The sequence below is a fragment of the Noviherbaspirillum sp. L7-7A genome (assembly GCF_019052805.1).
Lineage (GTDB): Bacteria > Pseudomonadota > Gammaproteobacteria > Burkholderiales > Burkholderiaceae_D > Noviherbaspirillum_A.
The window spans coordinates 2,174,321-2,188,920 of sequence record NZ_JAHQRJ010000001.1; the positions used below are offsets into that span (position 1 = coordinate 2,174,321).

At 60.4% G+C, this 14,600-nt stretch carries 15 protein-coding genes; 9 read left to right on the forward strand and 6 right to left on the reverse strand.

Annotated elements, in window-relative coordinates; translation table 11 throughout:
• Positions 1–2 precede the first annotated feature (2 nt).
• The 3 genes from coaBC to KTQ42_RS09915 are packed head-to-tail and all read left to right on the forward strand — an operon-like array spanning position 3 to position 2,823.
• Positions 3–1,199, forward strand: a complete 1,197-nt coding sequence (gene coaBC / locus KTQ42_RS09905; protein WP_217345353.1) for a bifunctional phosphopantothenoylcysteine decarboxylase/phosphopantothenate--cysteine ligase CoaBC — start codon at positions 3–5, stop codon at positions 1,197–1,199.
• A 48-nt stretch (positions 1,200–1,247) separates the two neighbouring features.
• Entirely contained in the window at positions 1,248–1,697 is a 450-nt protein-coding gene (dut, locus tag KTQ42_RS09910) for a dUTP diphosphatase (protein ID WP_217345354.1), read from the forward strand.
• Between the two features lie 10 nt (positions 1,698–1,707).
• Positions 1,708–2,823 carry a M48 family metallopeptidase gene (locus tag KTQ42_RS09915; RefSeq protein WP_217345355.1) on the forward strand — a complete coding sequence of 372 codons (1,116 nt, stop codon included), beginning with the start codon at positions 1,708–1,710 and terminating at the stop codon, positions 2,821–2,823.
• 123 nt (positions 2,824–2,946) lie between these two features.
• Here KTQ42_RS09915 and clpA read toward each other — a convergent pair whose 3' ends face one another.
• Both clpA and clpS read right to left on the reverse strand, forming a co-directional pair.
• A complete protein-coding gene (gene clpA, locus KTQ42_RS09920) occupies positions 2,947–5,247 on the reverse strand; it encodes an ATP-dependent Clp protease ATP-binding subunit ClpA (RefSeq protein WP_217345356.1) in 2,301 nt (766 codons plus the stop codon).
• Complete coding sequence (clpS, locus tag KTQ42_RS09925) at positions 5,244–5,558, reverse strand: ATP-dependent Clp protease adapter ClpS (protein WP_194712279.1); 315 nt, start codon at positions 5,556–5,558, stop codon at positions 5,244–5,246. The genes clpA and clpS overlap by 4 nt, the downstream gene beginning before the upstream one ends.
• A gap of 324 nt (positions 5,559–5,882) precedes the next feature.
• Between clpS and KTQ42_RS09930 the strand changes: the two genes are divergently transcribed.
• Complete coding sequence (locus tag KTQ42_RS09930) at positions 5,883–6,089, forward strand: cold-shock protein (RefSeq protein ID WP_217345357.1); 207 nt, start codon at positions 5,883–5,885, stop codon at positions 6,087–6,089.
• Positions 6,090–6,235: 146 nt separating this feature from the next.
• On the opposite strand, the gene icd is transcribed toward KTQ42_RS09930, so the two are convergent.
• On the reverse strand, positions 6,236–7,489 hold the full coding sequence (icd, locus tag KTQ42_RS09935) for an NADP-dependent isocitrate dehydrogenase (RefSeq protein ID WP_217345358.1): 1,254 nt from the start codon (positions 7,487–7,489) through the stop codon (positions 6,236–6,238).
• Between the two features lie 251 nt (positions 7,490–7,740).
• Here icd and KTQ42_RS09940 point away from each other — a divergent pair, with 251 nt between their 5' ends.
• Entirely contained in the window at positions 7,741–8,304 is a 564-nt protein-coding gene (locus KTQ42_RS09940; protein WP_217345359.1) for a pseudouridine synthase, read from the forward strand.
• A 44-nt stretch (positions 8,305–8,348) separates the two neighbouring features.
• Here KTQ42_RS09940 and KTQ42_RS09945 read toward each other — a convergent pair whose 3' ends face one another.
• A complete protein-coding gene (locus KTQ42_RS09945) occupies positions 8,349–9,473 on the reverse strand; it encodes a HupE/UreJ family protein (RefSeq protein WP_217345360.1) in 1,125 nt (374 codons plus the stop codon).
• The gene (locus KTQ42_RS09950) at positions 9,470–10,666 is read right to left on the reverse strand and encodes a hypothetical protein (protein WP_249222706.1); all 1,197 of its coding nucleotides are present in this window, start codon (positions 10,664–10,666) and stop codon (positions 9,470–9,472) included. The genes KTQ42_RS09945 and KTQ42_RS09950 overlap by 4 nt, the downstream gene beginning before the upstream one ends.
• Before the next feature lie 185 nt (positions 10,667–10,851).
• Here KTQ42_RS09950 and KTQ42_RS23950 point away from each other — a divergent pair, with 185 nt between their 5' ends.
• Together KTQ42_RS23950 and KTQ42_RS09960 are read left to right on the forward strand one after the other, a co-directional pair.
• Positions 10,852–11,076: a hypothetical protein gene (locus KTQ42_RS23950; protein ID WP_249222707.1), complete on the forward strand. Its 225-nt coding sequence runs from the start codon at positions 10,852–10,854 to the stop codon at positions 11,074–11,076.
• A 64-nt stretch (positions 11,077–11,140) separates the two neighbouring features.
• Entirely contained in the window at positions 11,141–11,584 is a 444-nt protein-coding gene (locus KTQ42_RS09960; RefSeq protein WP_217345362.1) for a DUF192 domain-containing protein, read from the forward strand.
• A gap of 128 nt (positions 11,585–11,712) precedes the next feature.
• Here the strand turns inward: KTQ42_RS09960 and rpsT are convergent, their stop codons facing one another.
• Entirely contained in the window at positions 11,713–11,976 is a 264-nt protein-coding gene (rpsT, locus tag KTQ42_RS09965) for a 30S ribosomal protein S20 (protein WP_194712287.1), read from the reverse strand.
• A gap of 178 nt (positions 11,977–12,154) precedes the next feature.
• Between rpsT and murJ the strand changes: the two genes are divergently transcribed.
• The gene (gene murJ, locus KTQ42_RS09970; protein ID WP_217345363.1) at positions 12,155–13,705 is read left to right on the forward strand and encodes a murein biosynthesis integral membrane protein MurJ; all 1,551 of its coding nucleotides are present in this window, start codon (positions 12,155–12,157) and stop codon (positions 13,703–13,705) included.
• Positions 13,706–13,758: 53 nt separating this feature from the next.
• Complete coding sequence (locus KTQ42_RS09975; RefSeq protein WP_217345364.1) at positions 13,759–14,592, forward strand: tetratricopeptide repeat protein; 834 nt, start codon at positions 13,759–13,761, stop codon at positions 14,590–14,592.
• Positions 14,593–14,600: the final 8 nt, after the last annotated feature.

Genomic DNA, 14,600 nt, shown 5'->3' on the forward strand with positions numbered 1-14,600 from the left:
TCATGGAACTCGACGGCAAGAAAATCGTTCTCGGCCTGACCGGCGGCATCGCCTGCTACAAGTCCGCCGAGCTGACCCGCGCCCTGGTCAAGGCCGGCGCCTCGGTGCAGGTGGCAATGACCCAGGCCGCCACCCAGTTCATCACGCCGGTGACGATGCAGGCCGTGTCCGGCAAGCCGGTCTTCTTCGACCAGTGGGATGCGCGCATTCCCAACAACATGGCCCACATCGACCTGACCCGCGACGCCGACGCCATCGTGATCGCGCCCTGTTCGACCGACTTCATGTTCAAGCTGGCGCATGGCGCCTGCGACGACCTGCTCTCCACGCTATGCATCGCCCGCCCGGCCAGCATGCCGCTGCTGGTGGCCCCGGCGATGAATGTCGAGATGTGGCAGAACCCGGCCACCCGCCGCAATGCCGCGCAGCTGAAGGCCGACGGCATCGCCGTCCTTGGCCCGGCCGCCGGCGAACAGGCCTGCGGCGAGGTAGGCATGGGCCGCATGCTGGAGCCGGAACAGCTGCTGGAAGAGATCATCGCATCGTTCGTCCCGAAAACCCTGGCAGGCAAGCAGGTGCTGATCACCGCCGGCCCGACCTTCGAGCCGATCGACCCGGTGCGCGGCATCACCAACCTGTCCTCGGGCAAGATGGGCTATGCGATTGCCCGGGCCGCCCGCGAGGCCGGCGCCGAAGTGCTGCTGGTGTCCGGGCCTACCGGCCTGGCTACGCCGTACGGCGTCAGGCGCATCGACGTGCTGACCGCTCAGCAGATGCATGACGCCGTGATGGCGCAGGTACCCGGCCAGGATGTGTTCATTGCCGTGGCCGCGGTGGCCGACTGGCGCGTTGCCAACGCCAGCGCGCGGAAACTGAAAAAGGACGGCAGCGGCGACATGCCGGCGCTGGTGTTCGAGCAGAATCCCGACATCCTTGCCTCGGTTGCCGCTTTGGCAAATAAGCCGTATTGTGTCGGCTTCGCTGCCGAATCAGACAATTTGCTGGAGTACGGCCGGGCCAAGCGCGAGAGGAAAGGCATACCGCTCCTGGTCGGCAATATCGGTCCCAGCACCTTTGGCAGCGACCGCAATGAACTGGTGCTGTTCGACCAGCACGGACACACCGCAATGCCCGCGGCAGACAAGCTGCATCTCGCACGACAGTTAATCAGTGAAATCGCCAGTCGACTGCGCGCCTGACCCGGCGCATGATGCAGCGGGCTGCCGGTTTCCCCATCACCGAAAGCCATGAAAAAACTCGACGTCAAAATTCTCGACCCGCGCATGAAGGAGGTGCTGCCCGCCTACGCCACCGGCGGCAGCGCCGGCCTGGACCTGCGTGCCGCCCTGCGCGAGCCGCTGACCATCGTGCCCGGCAGCACCCATCTTGTTCCCACCGGCCTGGCCATCCATATCGGCGACCCGGCTTATGCCGCCATGATTCTTCCGCGCAGCGGCCTGGGCCACAAGCACGGCATCGTGCTGGGCAACCTGGTCGGCCTGATCGACTCGGACTACCAGGGCGAGCTGATGGTCTCCACCTGGAACCGCGGCCAGACCGAATTCGTGCTGCAACCGATGGAACGCCTGGCGCAGCTGGTCATCGTGCCGGTGCTGCAGGTCGAACTGAACGTGGTCGAGACCTTCGACCTGAGCGAACGCGGCGCCGGCGGTTTCGGCAGCACCGGGAAACACTGAGGAGTCATTCATGGCAATGAAACCCATCTCTCTGCTCCACCGCATCGGCCGTCAGGCCCGCCTGGCGGCGCTGCCCATGCTCTTGCTGGCCGGCTGCGCCAGCCAGGTGCCGCTGAACACGCCCGCACCCGGCATGCCGCGCCTGCCCCAGCAGGACATGCCGCCGGCGCCTACGGCCGTCGCGCCTGCCGCGCCCACGCCGCAGCAGGCCATGCTGCGCAACATTGTCGGCCAGCAGGACCGCCTGTACCGGGTCGCCGCACCGCTGCTGGTCAACAACACCGAACTGTGCAAGGGCAATGCCCGCAACCTGCTCGGCTTCACCGCCAAGAACCGCTATTCCTTTTCCGACGAGCTCAGTGAAGCCGCGCAGCAGCTGTACGGCATGGACGACAGGCTGCAGGTGATGGGCGTGCTCAACGGCAGCGGCGCGGCCCGCGCCGGCATCCGCCTCGGCGACAAGCTCGACATGGTGGAAGGCAAGCCAGTGCCGCCCGGCCCGGGCACGGAGCGCCAGGCCGCCACCATGCTGGCGCCGCTGATCACCCGGAACGCATCGGCCAGGCTGACCATGCTGCGCAATGGCCAGCCGGTCCAGGTAAACGTGCCCTTCACCCGTGCCTGCGCCTACAGCATAGAGCTTGGCAATGCGGACAACGTCAATGCCTATAACGACGGCCGGCGAGTAATGATCACCCGCGGCATGATGAACTTCGCCGCCAGCGACAATGAACTGGCCTATGTGCTGGCCAAGGAAATGGCGCACAACTCGCTCAATCATGCGCGTGTCCAGCGCACCACGGCGACCGCCGGCGCCATCATCGACAACCTGATCCGGATCCGGCCCGACATGGCGAGCATGGCCGGCCTGTCCGGCATGAAGCCGATGCCGCAGACCATGGACGCCGCCTCCGACACCCTGGCGCTCTACATGCTGGCGCGGGCCGGCTACAACATCGACCAGGCGCCGCGCTTCTGGGAGCGGCTTGCGTCCCAGTATCCGCCCAGCGTCCTCAACGGTTACACCGCGCTGCATCCCGCCACATCCTATCGCCTGTCGGTCATGGACAAGATCCTGCAGGACGTGAAGACCAAGCAGGCACAGCGCCAGCCACTGCTACCCTGAACTGTCGGGCGCGGCGCTTCCTGCGCTGCGCCCTTCCGATCGTCTGCCTTCCATGACGAGCGACCAAATAAAAAGCCCGGACTGTTGCCAGTCCGGGCTTTTTCGATACTGCTCTCTAAAGGCCTATTCGACTTCCACCGCTTCCGGCGTCGACGCTGCCGGCGGCACATCGCCCTCGACGAATTCGAGCTTGATCTGCTCGTTCTCGTCCAGATCCACGGTCACGCGTCCGCCTTCCACCAGCTTGCCGAACAGCAGTTCGTCGGCCAGCGCCTTGCGGATCATGTCCTGAATCAGGCGTGACATCGGCCGCGCACCCATCAGCGGATCGAAGCCCTTGCGTCCCAGGAACTTGCGCAGGCTGTCCGAGAACACCGCTTCCACCTTCTTCTCGTGCAACTGCTCTTCCAGCTGCATCAGGAACTTGTCGACCACACGCAGGATGATTTCCTCGTCCAGCGCGCGGAAGCTGATGATGGAATCGAGACGGTTACGGAATTCCGGTGTAAACATCCGCTTGATATCCGCCATCTCGTCGCCGGCTTCCTTCTTCTCGGTGAAGCCGATGGTCCGCTTCTGCAGGCTTTCCGCGCCGGCATTGGTGGTCATGATGATGATCACGTTGCGGAAGTCAGCCTTGCGGCCGTTGTTGTCCGTCAGCGTGCCATGATCCATCACCTGCAGCAGGATATTGAAGATATCCGGATGCGCCTTCTCGATCTCGTCCAGCAGCAGCACCGCATGCGGCTTCTTGGTGATCGCCTCGGTCAGCAGGCCACCCTGGTCGAAGCCGACATAGCCCGGCGGCGCGCCAATCAGACGGCTCACCGCATGCCGCTCCATGTACTCCGACATGTCGAAGCGGATCAGCTCGATGCCCAGGATGAAAGCCAGCTGCTTGGCCACCTCGGTCTTGCCGACGCCGGTCGGGCCGGAGAACAGGAAGGAACCGATAGGCTTGTCGGTCTTGCCCAGGCCGGCACGCGCCATCTTGATGGCAGATGCCAGCGCCTCGATCGCCGGATCCTGGCCGAACACCACATTCTTCAGATCGCGATCGATGGTCTGCAGCTTGGTACGGTCATCCTGGTTGACCGACTGCGGTGGAATCCGCGCGATCTTCGAGATGATGTCCTCGATGTCAGACTTGCCGATCGTTTTCTTTTGCTTGGACTTCGGCAGGATGCGCTGCGCCGCGCCCGCTTCGTCGATCACGTCGATTGCCTTGTCGGGCAGGTGACGGTCATTGATGAAGCGTGCAGCCAGTTCCGCCGCCGAGGTCAGCGCCGACGCTGAATACTTCACGCCGTGATGCTCCTCGAAGCGCGACTTCAGGCCACGCAGGATCTGGATGGTCTGCTCGACCGTCGGCTCGTTCACATCGATCTTCTGGAAGCGACGCGACAGCGCATGATCCTTCTCGAACACGCCACGGAACTCGGTGTAGGTGGTCGCGCCGATGCACTTCAGCTGTCCGCTCGACAATGCCGGCTTCAGCAGGTTCGATGCATCCAACGTGCCGCCCGATGCCGATCCCGCACCGATGATGGTGTGGATCTCGTCGACGAACAAAATGCCGTTCGGGTTGTCCTTCAATTGCTTGAGGACCGACTTCAGGCGCTGCTCGAAGTCGCCGCGGTACTTGGTGCCAGCCAGCAGCGCGCCCATGTCCAGCGAGTAGACCACGGCATTCTGCAGGATTTCCGGCACTTCGCCCTGCACCACGCGCCATGCCAGGCCCTCCGCGATGGCGGTCTTGCCAACGCCAGCCTCGCCCACCAGCAGCGGGTTGTTCTTGCGCCGGCGGCAGAGTGTCTGGATCACGCGTTCCACTTCGGACTCGCGACCGATCAGCGGATCGATCTTGCCTTCGGCAGCCAGCTTGTTCAGATTCTGCGTGAACTGATCGAGAGGGCTTTCCTTCTGCTGGGCTTCGGTCTGTGCTTCTTCCGAACCCTCGGGCGCCTTCTGCGATTCCGCCTGGCTGTCCTTGCGCACGCCATGCGAAATGAAGTTCACCACGTCCAGTCGGGTCACGCCCTGCTGGTGCAGGTAATACACCGCGTGCGAATCCTTTTCACCGAAGATCGCCACCAGCACATTGGCGCCGGTCACTTCCTTCTTGCCATTCGATGCCGATTGCACGTGCATGATGGCGCGCTGGATCACGCGCTGGAAACCAAGCGTAGGCTGGGTATCAACCTCGCTCGAACCAGGCACGGTCGGCGTATTGTCATTGATGAAATTTGTCAGCGTCTTGCGAAGATCTTCGATGTTGACCGCGCAGGCCCGCATCACTTCTGCCGCTGACGGATTATCGAGCAGTGCCAACAGCAGATGCTCTACCGTAATAAATTCGTGCCGGGCCTGTCGGGCCTCGACAAATGCCATGTGCAAACTTACTTCCAATTCCTGAGCAATCATGCTTCCTCCATCACGCATTGCAGAGGGTGCCCTGCCTTGCGCGCGTGCGTTAAAACCAGTTCCACTTTAGTGCTGGCGATATCCTTGGGATACACGCCACACATGCCTTTACCATCTCGATGAACCTTGAGCATGATTTGCGTCGCCGTTTCACGATCCTTGTTGAAGTACTCCTGGATGATCGCTACGACGAATTCCATGGGGGTGTAATCGTCGTTCAACAATAATACTTGATACATCGGCGGCGGTTGGAGCTTTTCCTGCTGCTCCTTGCGCTCTATTACAGTATCGTTTTGGTCCTTGGTTGCCATGCGTTTCTTCTACTGCCTTCATGTCAGCGCCCGTACTGGCAAGCCGATGGTCATTGATATAGGCATCGATATTACGCCCTTTCTTGTTGAAGCGCAGATGACGTTCGAATGCTCAAAATCAAGGGAAGTTCGCGTCGATTTTCAGACTTTTGGCACAATGGCAAAAAACTTGACTTTTTTAAAATTTCCGCGAACAATGTAGATTATCAATTAATGCAATCAAGCATTATTGATCGAAGTGAGCAGGTTATAAGAGGGGGCAGCGTTGCATGAAGCTTCTGCTTTTACGGCTCGTGTGATTGTTAATATTTGAAAGACGCTTTTATGGCAACTGGTACCGTTAAGTGGTTCAATGATTCCAAAGGTTTTGGCTTTATTACTCCTGATGACGGCGGCGAAGATCTGTTTGCACACTTTTCCGCAATCAACATGAGTGGTTTCAAGACTCTCAAAGAAGGTCAAAAAGTGAATTTCGACGTCACGCAGGGCCCAAAAGGCAAGCAAGCTTCGAACATCCAGTCTGCTTCCTGAGATCCGAACGGACAGCATTAAAATCCCCGCGCAGCGGGGATTTTTTTTGTCTGTATACGCGCCGGAGCAGATGTGTTCGATCGTGCTGAGCCATAAACAAAAAAAGCCGGATGCGATCCGGCTTTTTCGTCAGGCGTGCAAGCGCCTTACATGCTTTCGATCATCACATCGCCGAAGCCGGAACAGGATACCTGGCTCGCCCCTTCCATCAGGCGCGCAAAGTCATATGTGACCCTCTTGGAGCTGATAGCCTTTTCCATCGAGGCGATGATCAGGTCGGCAGCTTCCACCCAGCCCATGTGACGCAGCATCATCTCGGCCGACAGGATCAGCGAACCCGGATTGACATAGTCCTTGCCGGCATACTTTGGCGCAGTGCCGTGGGTTGCTTCAAACATCGCCACCGAATCGGACATGTTTGCACCGGGCGCAATGCCAATACCGCCAACCTGGGCAGCCAGCGCGTCGGAAATGTAGTCGCCATTCAGGTTCAGGGTCGCAATCACGCTGTACTCATTCGGGCGCAGCAAGATTTGCTGAAGGAATGCATCGGCAATCGAATCCTTGATGATGATTTCCTTGCCCGTCCTTGGATTCTTGAACCTGCACCACGGGCCGCCATCGATCATCCCGGCGCCAAACTCGCGCTGCGCCAGCGCATATCCCCAGTCTCGGAAGCCACCCTCGGTGTACTTCATGATGTTGCCCTTGTGGACGATCGTGACGGAAGGCTTGTCATTGTCGATCGCATACTGGATCGCCTTGCGCACCAGCCTTTCCGTGCCTTCGCGCGAGACGGGCTTGATGCCTATGCCTGAACTTTCCGGGAAGCGGATCTTTTTCACGCCCATTTCATTGACCAGGAAATTGATCAGCTTTTTGGCGCCGTCCGAGCCTTCCGCCCATTCGATGCCTGCATAGATGTCCTCCGAATTTTCACGGAAGATCACCATGTCGGTTTTTTCCGGCTCGCGCACCGGCGAGGGCACGCCCTTGAAGTAGCGCACCGGGCGCAGGCACACATAGAGATCGAGTTCCTGGCGCAACGCGACGTTGAGCGAGCGAATGCCGCCACCCACCGGCGTGGTCAGCGGTCCCTTGATCGAGACCACATAGTCCTTGACGGCTTCCAGGGTTTCTTCAGGCAACCAGACATCGGGACCATAGACGCTGGTCGATTTTTCGCCGGCGTAAATCTCCATCCAGCTGATCTTGCGCTGGCCGCCGTAAGCCTTGGCGACGGCGGCATCAACCACCTTGATCATGACCGGGGAAATATCCACGCCGGTGCCATCGCCCTCGATGTAGGGAATGATGGGATTGCTTGGGACCGTGAGGGAAAAATCTGCGTTGACGGTAATCTTGCTGCCCTCTGCAGGCACTTGTATATGCTGATACATCGTTGTCTCCGGAAGGAAGGCCTAGGAAAAAATGATTTCAGATAGAGGAACATGCCTGCAGCTTGGAGGCTGAATTTGCTTCGACGTCCTGACTGGTTTCAAGCCGTTCCTATATAAGACGTAGGACCTGTGTTGCATTAAGCATCACAATTCTACTCTACACCGTTGGTGCGGCCGACCAGTAGATGCAACCTCTGCCTGCGAGCCCAGTACAATCCGGTGTCGTACATCGCTGCCGCCATCCTTTCCCCATGCCTCTTATCCTGTTCAACAAGCCCTTCCAGGTCATGTGCCAGTTTTCCGCCCACGCCACCCGACCGACCCTGGCGGATCACCTGGCGATTCCCGGCATCTACCCCGCCGGCCGCCTGGACGCCGACAGTGAGGGCCTGGTGCTGTTGACCGACGACGGTCGTCTGCAGCATGACATCAGTCATCCGATGCAAAAGCTGGCCAAGACCTACCTGGCGCAGGTGGAGGGAGTCGTGACCGACGAGGCACTGCAGCGGCTGCGCGCGCCGCTTGACCTGGGCGACTTCATTACCCTGCCTTGTCAGGCAGTAAGGATTGAGCAACCAGCCTGGCTGTGGCCACGCACGCCGCCCATCCGGGCGAGGGCCGGCATACCGGCGAACTGGCTTGCACTGACCCTGACGGAAGGAAAGAACCGGCAGGTGCGCCGGATGACTGCAGCAGTTGGCCTGCCAACCTTGCGCCTGATACGCATAGCCATCGGCCCTTACGCGCTTGCCAGCCATCCGCTGCTGCCAGGGGAATGGATGGAAGTCTCGCCGCTCGAGATGCGGCGTCCTTGACGCCTCCTAACCAAGTGCGCACAGCACCTGCTGGCGAAACGCTTTCAAAAACTCAACAGGCGAATATTTGCGGCACGCTCGACCAGCCAGATGGAGGCAAGGACGGCAATCACAACCGATCCGCCAAGCAGCAGGAGCCTGCGGTACAGCCAGCTTCGGCGCAACACATAAATCAATGGCAGAAAGACAGCGACGATTGCAAGTTGTCCGACCTCGACGCCCACATTGAAGCCGACCAGTGCCAGCGCCAGCGCATCCTGCGGCAGCCCCAGGTCGGACAGCACGCTGGCAAAGCCGAAACCATGGATCAGGCCAAAGAGAAATGCCATCACCCAGCGCCGCTCGCGGAACAGGGGAAACACATTATTCAGGGCTGCAATCACCACCGATGCGGCGATCGTGGACTCCACCCAGCGCGACGGCAGGCTGACCACGCCCAGCGTGGCCAGGGTCAGCGTGATGGAATGCGCGACGGTAAAGGCAGTGACGATGCGCAGCACATTCCAGAATGCCGGCCGGAATGCCGACACCGGCTTCCAGGCACCTGCCTCGCGCACCGCAACCGCCGGCAACAGCAGCGCAAGCAGGAACAGGATATGGTCGTAACCGATCCAGATATGCCAGATGCCTTCGCGCAGATAATCGAGGAACTGCTGCATCCGGCTTGGCGCACTGAGGGAAAACTGCTGGTCAGCCTTGTCGGGACTGAAGATGCCGGTGCTCGAAGCCCCCTGGTATTGCAGACGTAGCAAGCCCTTGTGCTGCGGGTCGATATCGAAGAACAGTCGGTAGCGTACCTGCAGGCTTTCCCGCAGTGCCGCGCATTGCGCCTTGAACTGCAGCACGGCATAGGCACCGTCGGTGTGGTTGTCGACCAGCAGCGGGCCTGGCTGCACGGGACATGACGATCCGGCACTGGAAATTTGCAGCTTCGACAAGGCATAGGCTTCAATCTCGGTCTGACGAGAGCGCAGCTCGCCCCAGGTAATGGCGCCGTTGGCATCGGTATCGAGACCGATGCCAAAGTCCAGGTCACGCAGGGCGATATCCCATTGGCCGGTCACCACATCTTCTTTTACCGACAGGGACAGATAGCTGTCGCTGGGCTTGTGCGCGTGCGCGCAAATCGACCACAGGAAAAACGCCAGCCCGATGAGCAGCCGTATCATCGACGCACCTCGCCGAGCTGCCTGGCAAGATCACGCAGCCGCGCATCCTCGATCCGGCTCTCCTTCAGCCATTGAACGACCGGTGCGGCGGCAGCCGGAGACCTGGCGGCCAGGGCCGCTTCGAGCAGGATGCGGGCGTCGCGCGGCTCTTTCTGCACCTTCCAGTTCTCCCGGGCGAGAACAAGGGCATTCTTTTCATCGTGATAGATCTGGAGACGGAACCGCGCCTCTTCCTGCTGGTGCACCGTGTCGCCGCGCAGCTGGGCAGCCTCGTAGCGCGCGGCCAGTGTGCCGGCATGCGCCTCGGCGACCGGCAGATTGAGCCGGGTTTCCGCCAGCACCAGGCGCAACAGCAGTCCGTCCGATGGCGTCCTGTCCTTCAGCATGGCGACCACTTCACCATAGCGTTTATGGTCCAGCAGGAAATCGGCATAGGCAGCAAGGAGAAAGGTATCGGTGATGCCAAGACCAAGCGCCTGGCGGAAATAGGACTCGGCAGCCAGGGGACGATCCTGCCGCTGCGCCATTTCGGCCAGGCGGATTAATACCCAGAGCTTCTCCGCGGCTGTCGCTTCCGGATGGGCGGCCAGGGTATCGGCCAGCCGGTCATGAGCGCTGTCGAGCTTGCCGGTCAGGGCATCCACCATCGCGGTGCAACCGACGGCAATCAGTTCGCTGGTAACGCCGCGCAGGCGCAGGCAGTCGGCACTGGCTTCCTGATAGCGGGCCTGCACGATGTGAATGGTGGCGCGCAGGGCGCGTGCCTGGGCGTGGTCTGGATCGCGTCGCAAAACGCTGCCCAGATCATTCAGCGCGCCATCAAAGTCATGCCGGAACTGGGCCAGGCCCGCCCGCAGTACCTGGACTTCCACCGGTGGCTCAGGCATGTCCCACCAGGGCGCCAGCGCCGCCTGGGCATAACCGAGGTAGCGTGGATCGCCCTCTTCCCCCACAAGGCCGTAATACCGGCTGGCCAGCGCGGTGGCAATGGCGACGTTGCGAGGATCGGCGCGCAGTTGTTCCCGCAACTGGCGCATTTCACGCGCAACCGGATCGTTCGGACGCAATGGCAGGTTTTCCAGAACCTGGTCGTCGGCCTGCGGCAGGAAGGGTGCTGCCAGAGCGACACGGCCATGGCCTGCGAGTATCAAGGTAGCGGCAAGGAGGAATCCGGTCAGAGCAATGCGGGACATGGGTCACGGCGGAAATGAGGGCAGTGCATGATAGCAAGTCGGCGCACATCCGCATCGGAACGCAATTTATTTCTTTTGATTATTTGTTTAATGCCTGTCAACCATTGCCACGATGATGCGTTACTCCCAGTGATTCGCAAGAATCTTCCAATAATCAAACCAGATACCGCACTGAAGGATAGAAAATGAAAAAACTGATAGCCGCAGTCGTCGCAGGTCTGTTCTCGCTTTCCGCTTTCGCCGCAGCACACACCGCTGCACCGGCCACCCCGGCAACGCCAGCTGCGCCAGCCGCTGCTGCAACGCCAGCAACGCCAGCCGCGCCCGCCGCGGCACCAACCACGAAGAAAGCCAAGAAGGCAAAGAAATCGAAAAAGGCAAAAACTTCCGAAATGGCAGCATCGAAGTAATCCAAGCGGAATTCGTCAGGAAAGGCAGACTCGGTCTGCCTTTTTTTGGTTTACACTGCTGCGCATGAAAATTTCGACACTAGTTTCGATTCTGGCGACTGCCCTCCTGCCGCTGGGCAGTGCTTATGCAGAACCGCAATTTCCTGTGGTATCCCTGACTGCCGGCATGTATGTCATACAGGCAGAAGTAGCAGCCACGGAGGCACAGCGCCAGCAAGGCCTGATGTTCCGGGAAAAACTGGCGCCCAATGCCGGCATGGTGTTTTTGTTCAATCGGCCTGCCCAGGTCTGCATGTGGATGAAAAATACCCTGGTGCCGCTATCGGTGGCCTTTATTGACGAGGGCGGCAAGATCATCAACATCGAAGACATGCAGCCGCAAACCACCAATTCCCATTGCGCCAGCAGCCAGGCAAGCTATGCGCTGGAAATGAACAAGGGATGGTTTGCGCAGAAGAATATCAAGCCGGGTACCGTGATCGCCGGCCTGCCGAAGGCGCGCCAATAAGCAGTTGCCAAAGCAGCCGAGCAAGCCGCCTTTTCCGATAAAGAAACACAAAAACCCCGTCAGTTCAGAACTGACGGGGTTTTCTGGCGCTGCGGCTTCTGGCCAGTCGATGACTGACCGGAGGCTATTTAGGCCAGTGCTTTCAGGGCAGCGGACAGACGGCTCTTGTGACGAGCTGCCTTGTTCTTGTGGATGATTTTCTTGTCGGCGATGCGATCGATGATCGAAATCGAGGACTGGAAAACTTGGGTCGCTGCGGACTTGTCGCCGCCTTCGATCGCTTTGCGAACTGCCTTGATGGCGGTACGCAGCGTCGAGCGCTGGCTGGAGTTGTGTGCGTTCTGCTTGACTGCTTGACGAGCACGCTTGCGTGCTTGTGCGGTATTTGCCATGAAATTCCCTAAACGTGGTCGGTTGCGTTCGCAACACCTACCAGTTGCGAAACCAATTCAATAAAGCCTCAGATTATAAACCGTTTTGCACCGGGCGGTAAAGCACTATGCGCTTCGAGCCGGCACAATACCGTGGACTTGCCTGGGTTGCAACCCCTGCCGGGCTATAATGCCGGCCATGAATTTGCATAGAACCCTTGCCGCGGTGTCAGGCATGACCATGGTGTCCCGGGTAACCGGCCTGATCCGCGAGTTTCTGATTGCCCGCGCATTTGGCGCCTCCTCGTACACCGACGCATTCTTCGTTGCCTTCCGGATTCCCAATCTGCTGCGCCGGCTGTTCGCGGAAGGCGCGTTTTCCCAGGCCTTCGTCCCGATCCTGGCCGAATACAAGAACCAGAAAGGCGAGGCGGCCACCCGCAGCCTGGTCGACCATGTGGCGACCATCCTGCTCTGGACCCTGCTTGCCACCTGTGCGCTCGGCATTCTGGCTTCGCCGGCGGTGGTGTACCTGATGGCCACGGGCCTGAAGTCCGATCCCGATGCCTTCTCGGCCGCGGTGACGATGACCCGCATCATGTTCCCCTACATTGTCTTCATGTCGCTGGTGGCGCTGGCGGGCGGCATTCTGAACACCTGGCGGCAGTTCAAGGTGGCGGCATTCACCCCTGTCCTGCTGAATCTGAGCTTCATCGCAGCCGCCCTGTTCCTCGCGCCCTTGCTTGATCAGCCGGTGTACGCGCTGGCGATTGCCGTTTTTATCGGCGGCGTGCTGCAACTGGCGATACAGATTCCTCCGCTTATCAGGATAGGCATGCTGCCACGGCTGTCATGGAATCCGCGCATTGCCCTGTCCGATGCGGGCGTGCGGCGGGTGCTGCGGCAGATGGTGCCGGCCACCTTTGCCGTGTCGGTGGCCCAGATCAGCCTCATCATCAACACCAACATCGCGTCCCATCTGGAAAACGGCAGCGTTTCCTGGCTGTCGTATGCCGACAGGCTGATGGAATTGCCGACCGGCCTGCTGGGTGTGGCGCTGGGCACCATCCTGCTGCCCAGCCTTTCCAAGGCCCATGCGGATCGCGACACGGCAGAATACTCCGCGCTGCTCGACTGGGGCCTGCGTCTGACCTTCCTGCTGGCCCTGCCAGCCGCGGTTGCGCTGGCCTCCCTGTCGGAGCCGATCACGACGACGCTGTTCCACTACGGCAAATTCGATGTGCAGTCAGTCCACATGACTGGCCGCGCGCTGATCGCCTATGGCGTAGGCCTGATCGGCCTGATCGTCGTCAAGATACTCGCGCCGGGCTTCTATGCACGCCAGGACATCCGCACGCCGGTGAAGATCGCTATCGGCGTTCTGATAGCGACACAATTGATGAACGTAGTGTTTGTGCCTTGGATCGCACACGCCGGGCTGGCGTTGTCGATCGGCCTGGGTGCCTGTCTGAATGCCGCCTTTCTCTTCCTCGGGCTGCGGCGCCGCGGCATTTACCAGGCAAAGGCGGGTTGGGGCCTGTTCCTGGCCCGGCTGGCCGGCGCCCTGTTCCTTCTGGCGGGAACAACGATGTGGGTTGCCGGGCATTTCGACTGGATTGCCATGCAGGCCCATCCTCTGCTGCGCATGGCCGCATTGTTTCTGGTGATGGCGGTGGGCGGCGCGGTGTATTTCGGCGCGCTGTTACTGACCGGATTCCGCTTTTCCGACTTCAAACGCATTGCGCGTTGAGGAATGTCGGTCCGATTCGTGCAACGCCAGCATCAGTCCACGGTCACACCACCATGATCAAGAATCTCGATTTCTTCGCGGCGCTGGTGCAGCAGGACAACACGATTCCGCTATTTGAGGCGGCCTTATCCATTGCCCAGGATGCCGATCCGCAACTGGACCTGGCGGCTACCCAGCTGCAGGTCGATACCATGGCGGCCCGCCTGCGCCGCAGGCTGCCTTCGGATACCTCGCCGGTACAGAAGCTGCGGCTGCTCAACCATTTCTTCTACCAGGAGCTGGGATTTGCCGGCAACGTCAACGACTATTACGATCCGTCGAACAGTTACCTGAACCGGGTGCTCGACTCCCGGCGCGGCATCCCGATTTCCCTGGCGGTGCTTTACATGGAACTGGCGCACCAGATCGGCCTGGACATCAAGGGCATTTCCTTTCCGGGACATTTCCTGATGAAGCTGTCGGTGCAGTCCGGCGATATCGTGCTTGATCCGCTCACCGGCGCCAGCCTGTCACGCGAGGAACTGGAAGAACGGCTGGAGCCCTATCTTGCGCAGAGCCCGGACCGGGACAGCGCGCTGTCGGCTTATCTCCACGAAGCCCGTCCGCGGGAAATCCTGGTGCGCATGCTGCGCAACCTGAAGGCGCTGTACTTCGAGCGCGCCGAGTGGGAACTGGCGCTGGGCGTGCAGCAGCGGCTGGTGATCCTGCTACCCGATGACCTGGCGGAACGGCGCGACCGCGGCATGGCGTATGCCAATCTGGAGTGCCCGCAGGCTGCGCTGAAGGATATCGAAGACTATCTGGCGCAAAGGCCGCATGCCCAGGACGCGGCGATGCTGCGCCAGATGCTGCCTTTCCTGAAGGAAGCGGCGCGGCGCCTGAACTGAATCAGGCG

Excerpts from the sequence above, each read along its gene's own strand:
- clpA (WP_217345356.1), bottom strand. The coding sequence starts at position 5,247 with ATGATTGCTCAGGAATTGGAAGTAAGTTTGCACATGGCATTTGTCGAG.
- KTQ42_RS09945 (WP_217345360.1), bottom strand. The coding sequence starts at position 9,473 with ATGATACGGCTGCTCATCGGGCTGGCGTTTTTCCTGTGGTCGATTTGC.
- KTQ42_RS09930 (WP_217345357.1), top strand. The coding sequence starts at position 5,883 with ATGGCAACTGGTACCGTTAAGTGGTTCAATGATTCCAAAGGTTTTGGC.
- KTQ42_RS23950 (WP_249222707.1), top strand. The coding sequence starts at position 10,852 with ATGAAAAAACTGATAGCCGCAGTCGTCGCAGGTCTGTTCTCGCTTTCC.
- KTQ42_RS09915 (WP_217345355.1), top strand. The coding sequence starts at position 1,708 with ATGGCAATGAAACCCATCTCTCTGCTCCACCGCATCGGCCGTCAGGCC.
- murJ (WP_217345363.1), top strand. The coding sequence starts at position 12,155 with ATGAATTTGCATAGAACCCTTGCCGCGGTGTCAGGCATGACCATGGTG.
- clpS (WP_194712279.1), bottom strand. The coding sequence starts at position 5,558 with ATGGCAACCAAGGACCAAAACGATACTGTAATAGAGCGCAAGGAGCAG.
- rpsT (WP_194712287.1), bottom strand. The coding sequence starts at position 11,976 with ATGGCAAATACCGCACAAGCACGCAAGCGTGCTCGTCAAGCAGTCAAG.
- coaBC (WP_217345353.1), top strand. The coding sequence starts at position 3 with ATGGAACTCGACGGCAAGAAAATCGTTCTCGGCCTGACCGGCGGCATC.
- dut (WP_217345354.1), top strand. The coding sequence starts at position 1,248 with ATGAAAAAACTCGACGTCAAAATTCTCGACCCGCGCATGAAGGAGGTG.
- KTQ42_RS09950 (WP_249222706.1), bottom strand. The coding sequence starts at position 10,666 with ATGTCCCGCATTGCTCTGACCGGATTCCTCCTTGCCGCTACCTTGATA.
- icd (WP_217345358.1), bottom strand. The coding sequence starts at position 7,489 with ATGTATCAGCATATACAAGTGCCTGCAGAGGGCAGCAAGATTACCGTC.
- KTQ42_RS09975 (WP_217345364.1), top strand. The coding sequence starts at position 13,759 with ATGATCAAGAATCTCGATTTCTTCGCGGCGCTGGTGCAGCAGGACAAC.
- KTQ42_RS09940 (WP_217345359.1), top strand. The coding sequence starts at position 7,741 with ATGCCTCTTATCCTGTTCAACAAGCCCTTCCAGGTCATGTGCCAGTTT.
- KTQ42_RS09960 (WP_217345362.1), top strand. The coding sequence starts at position 11,141 with ATGAAAATTTCGACACTAGTTTCGATTCTGGCGACTGCCCTCCTGCCG.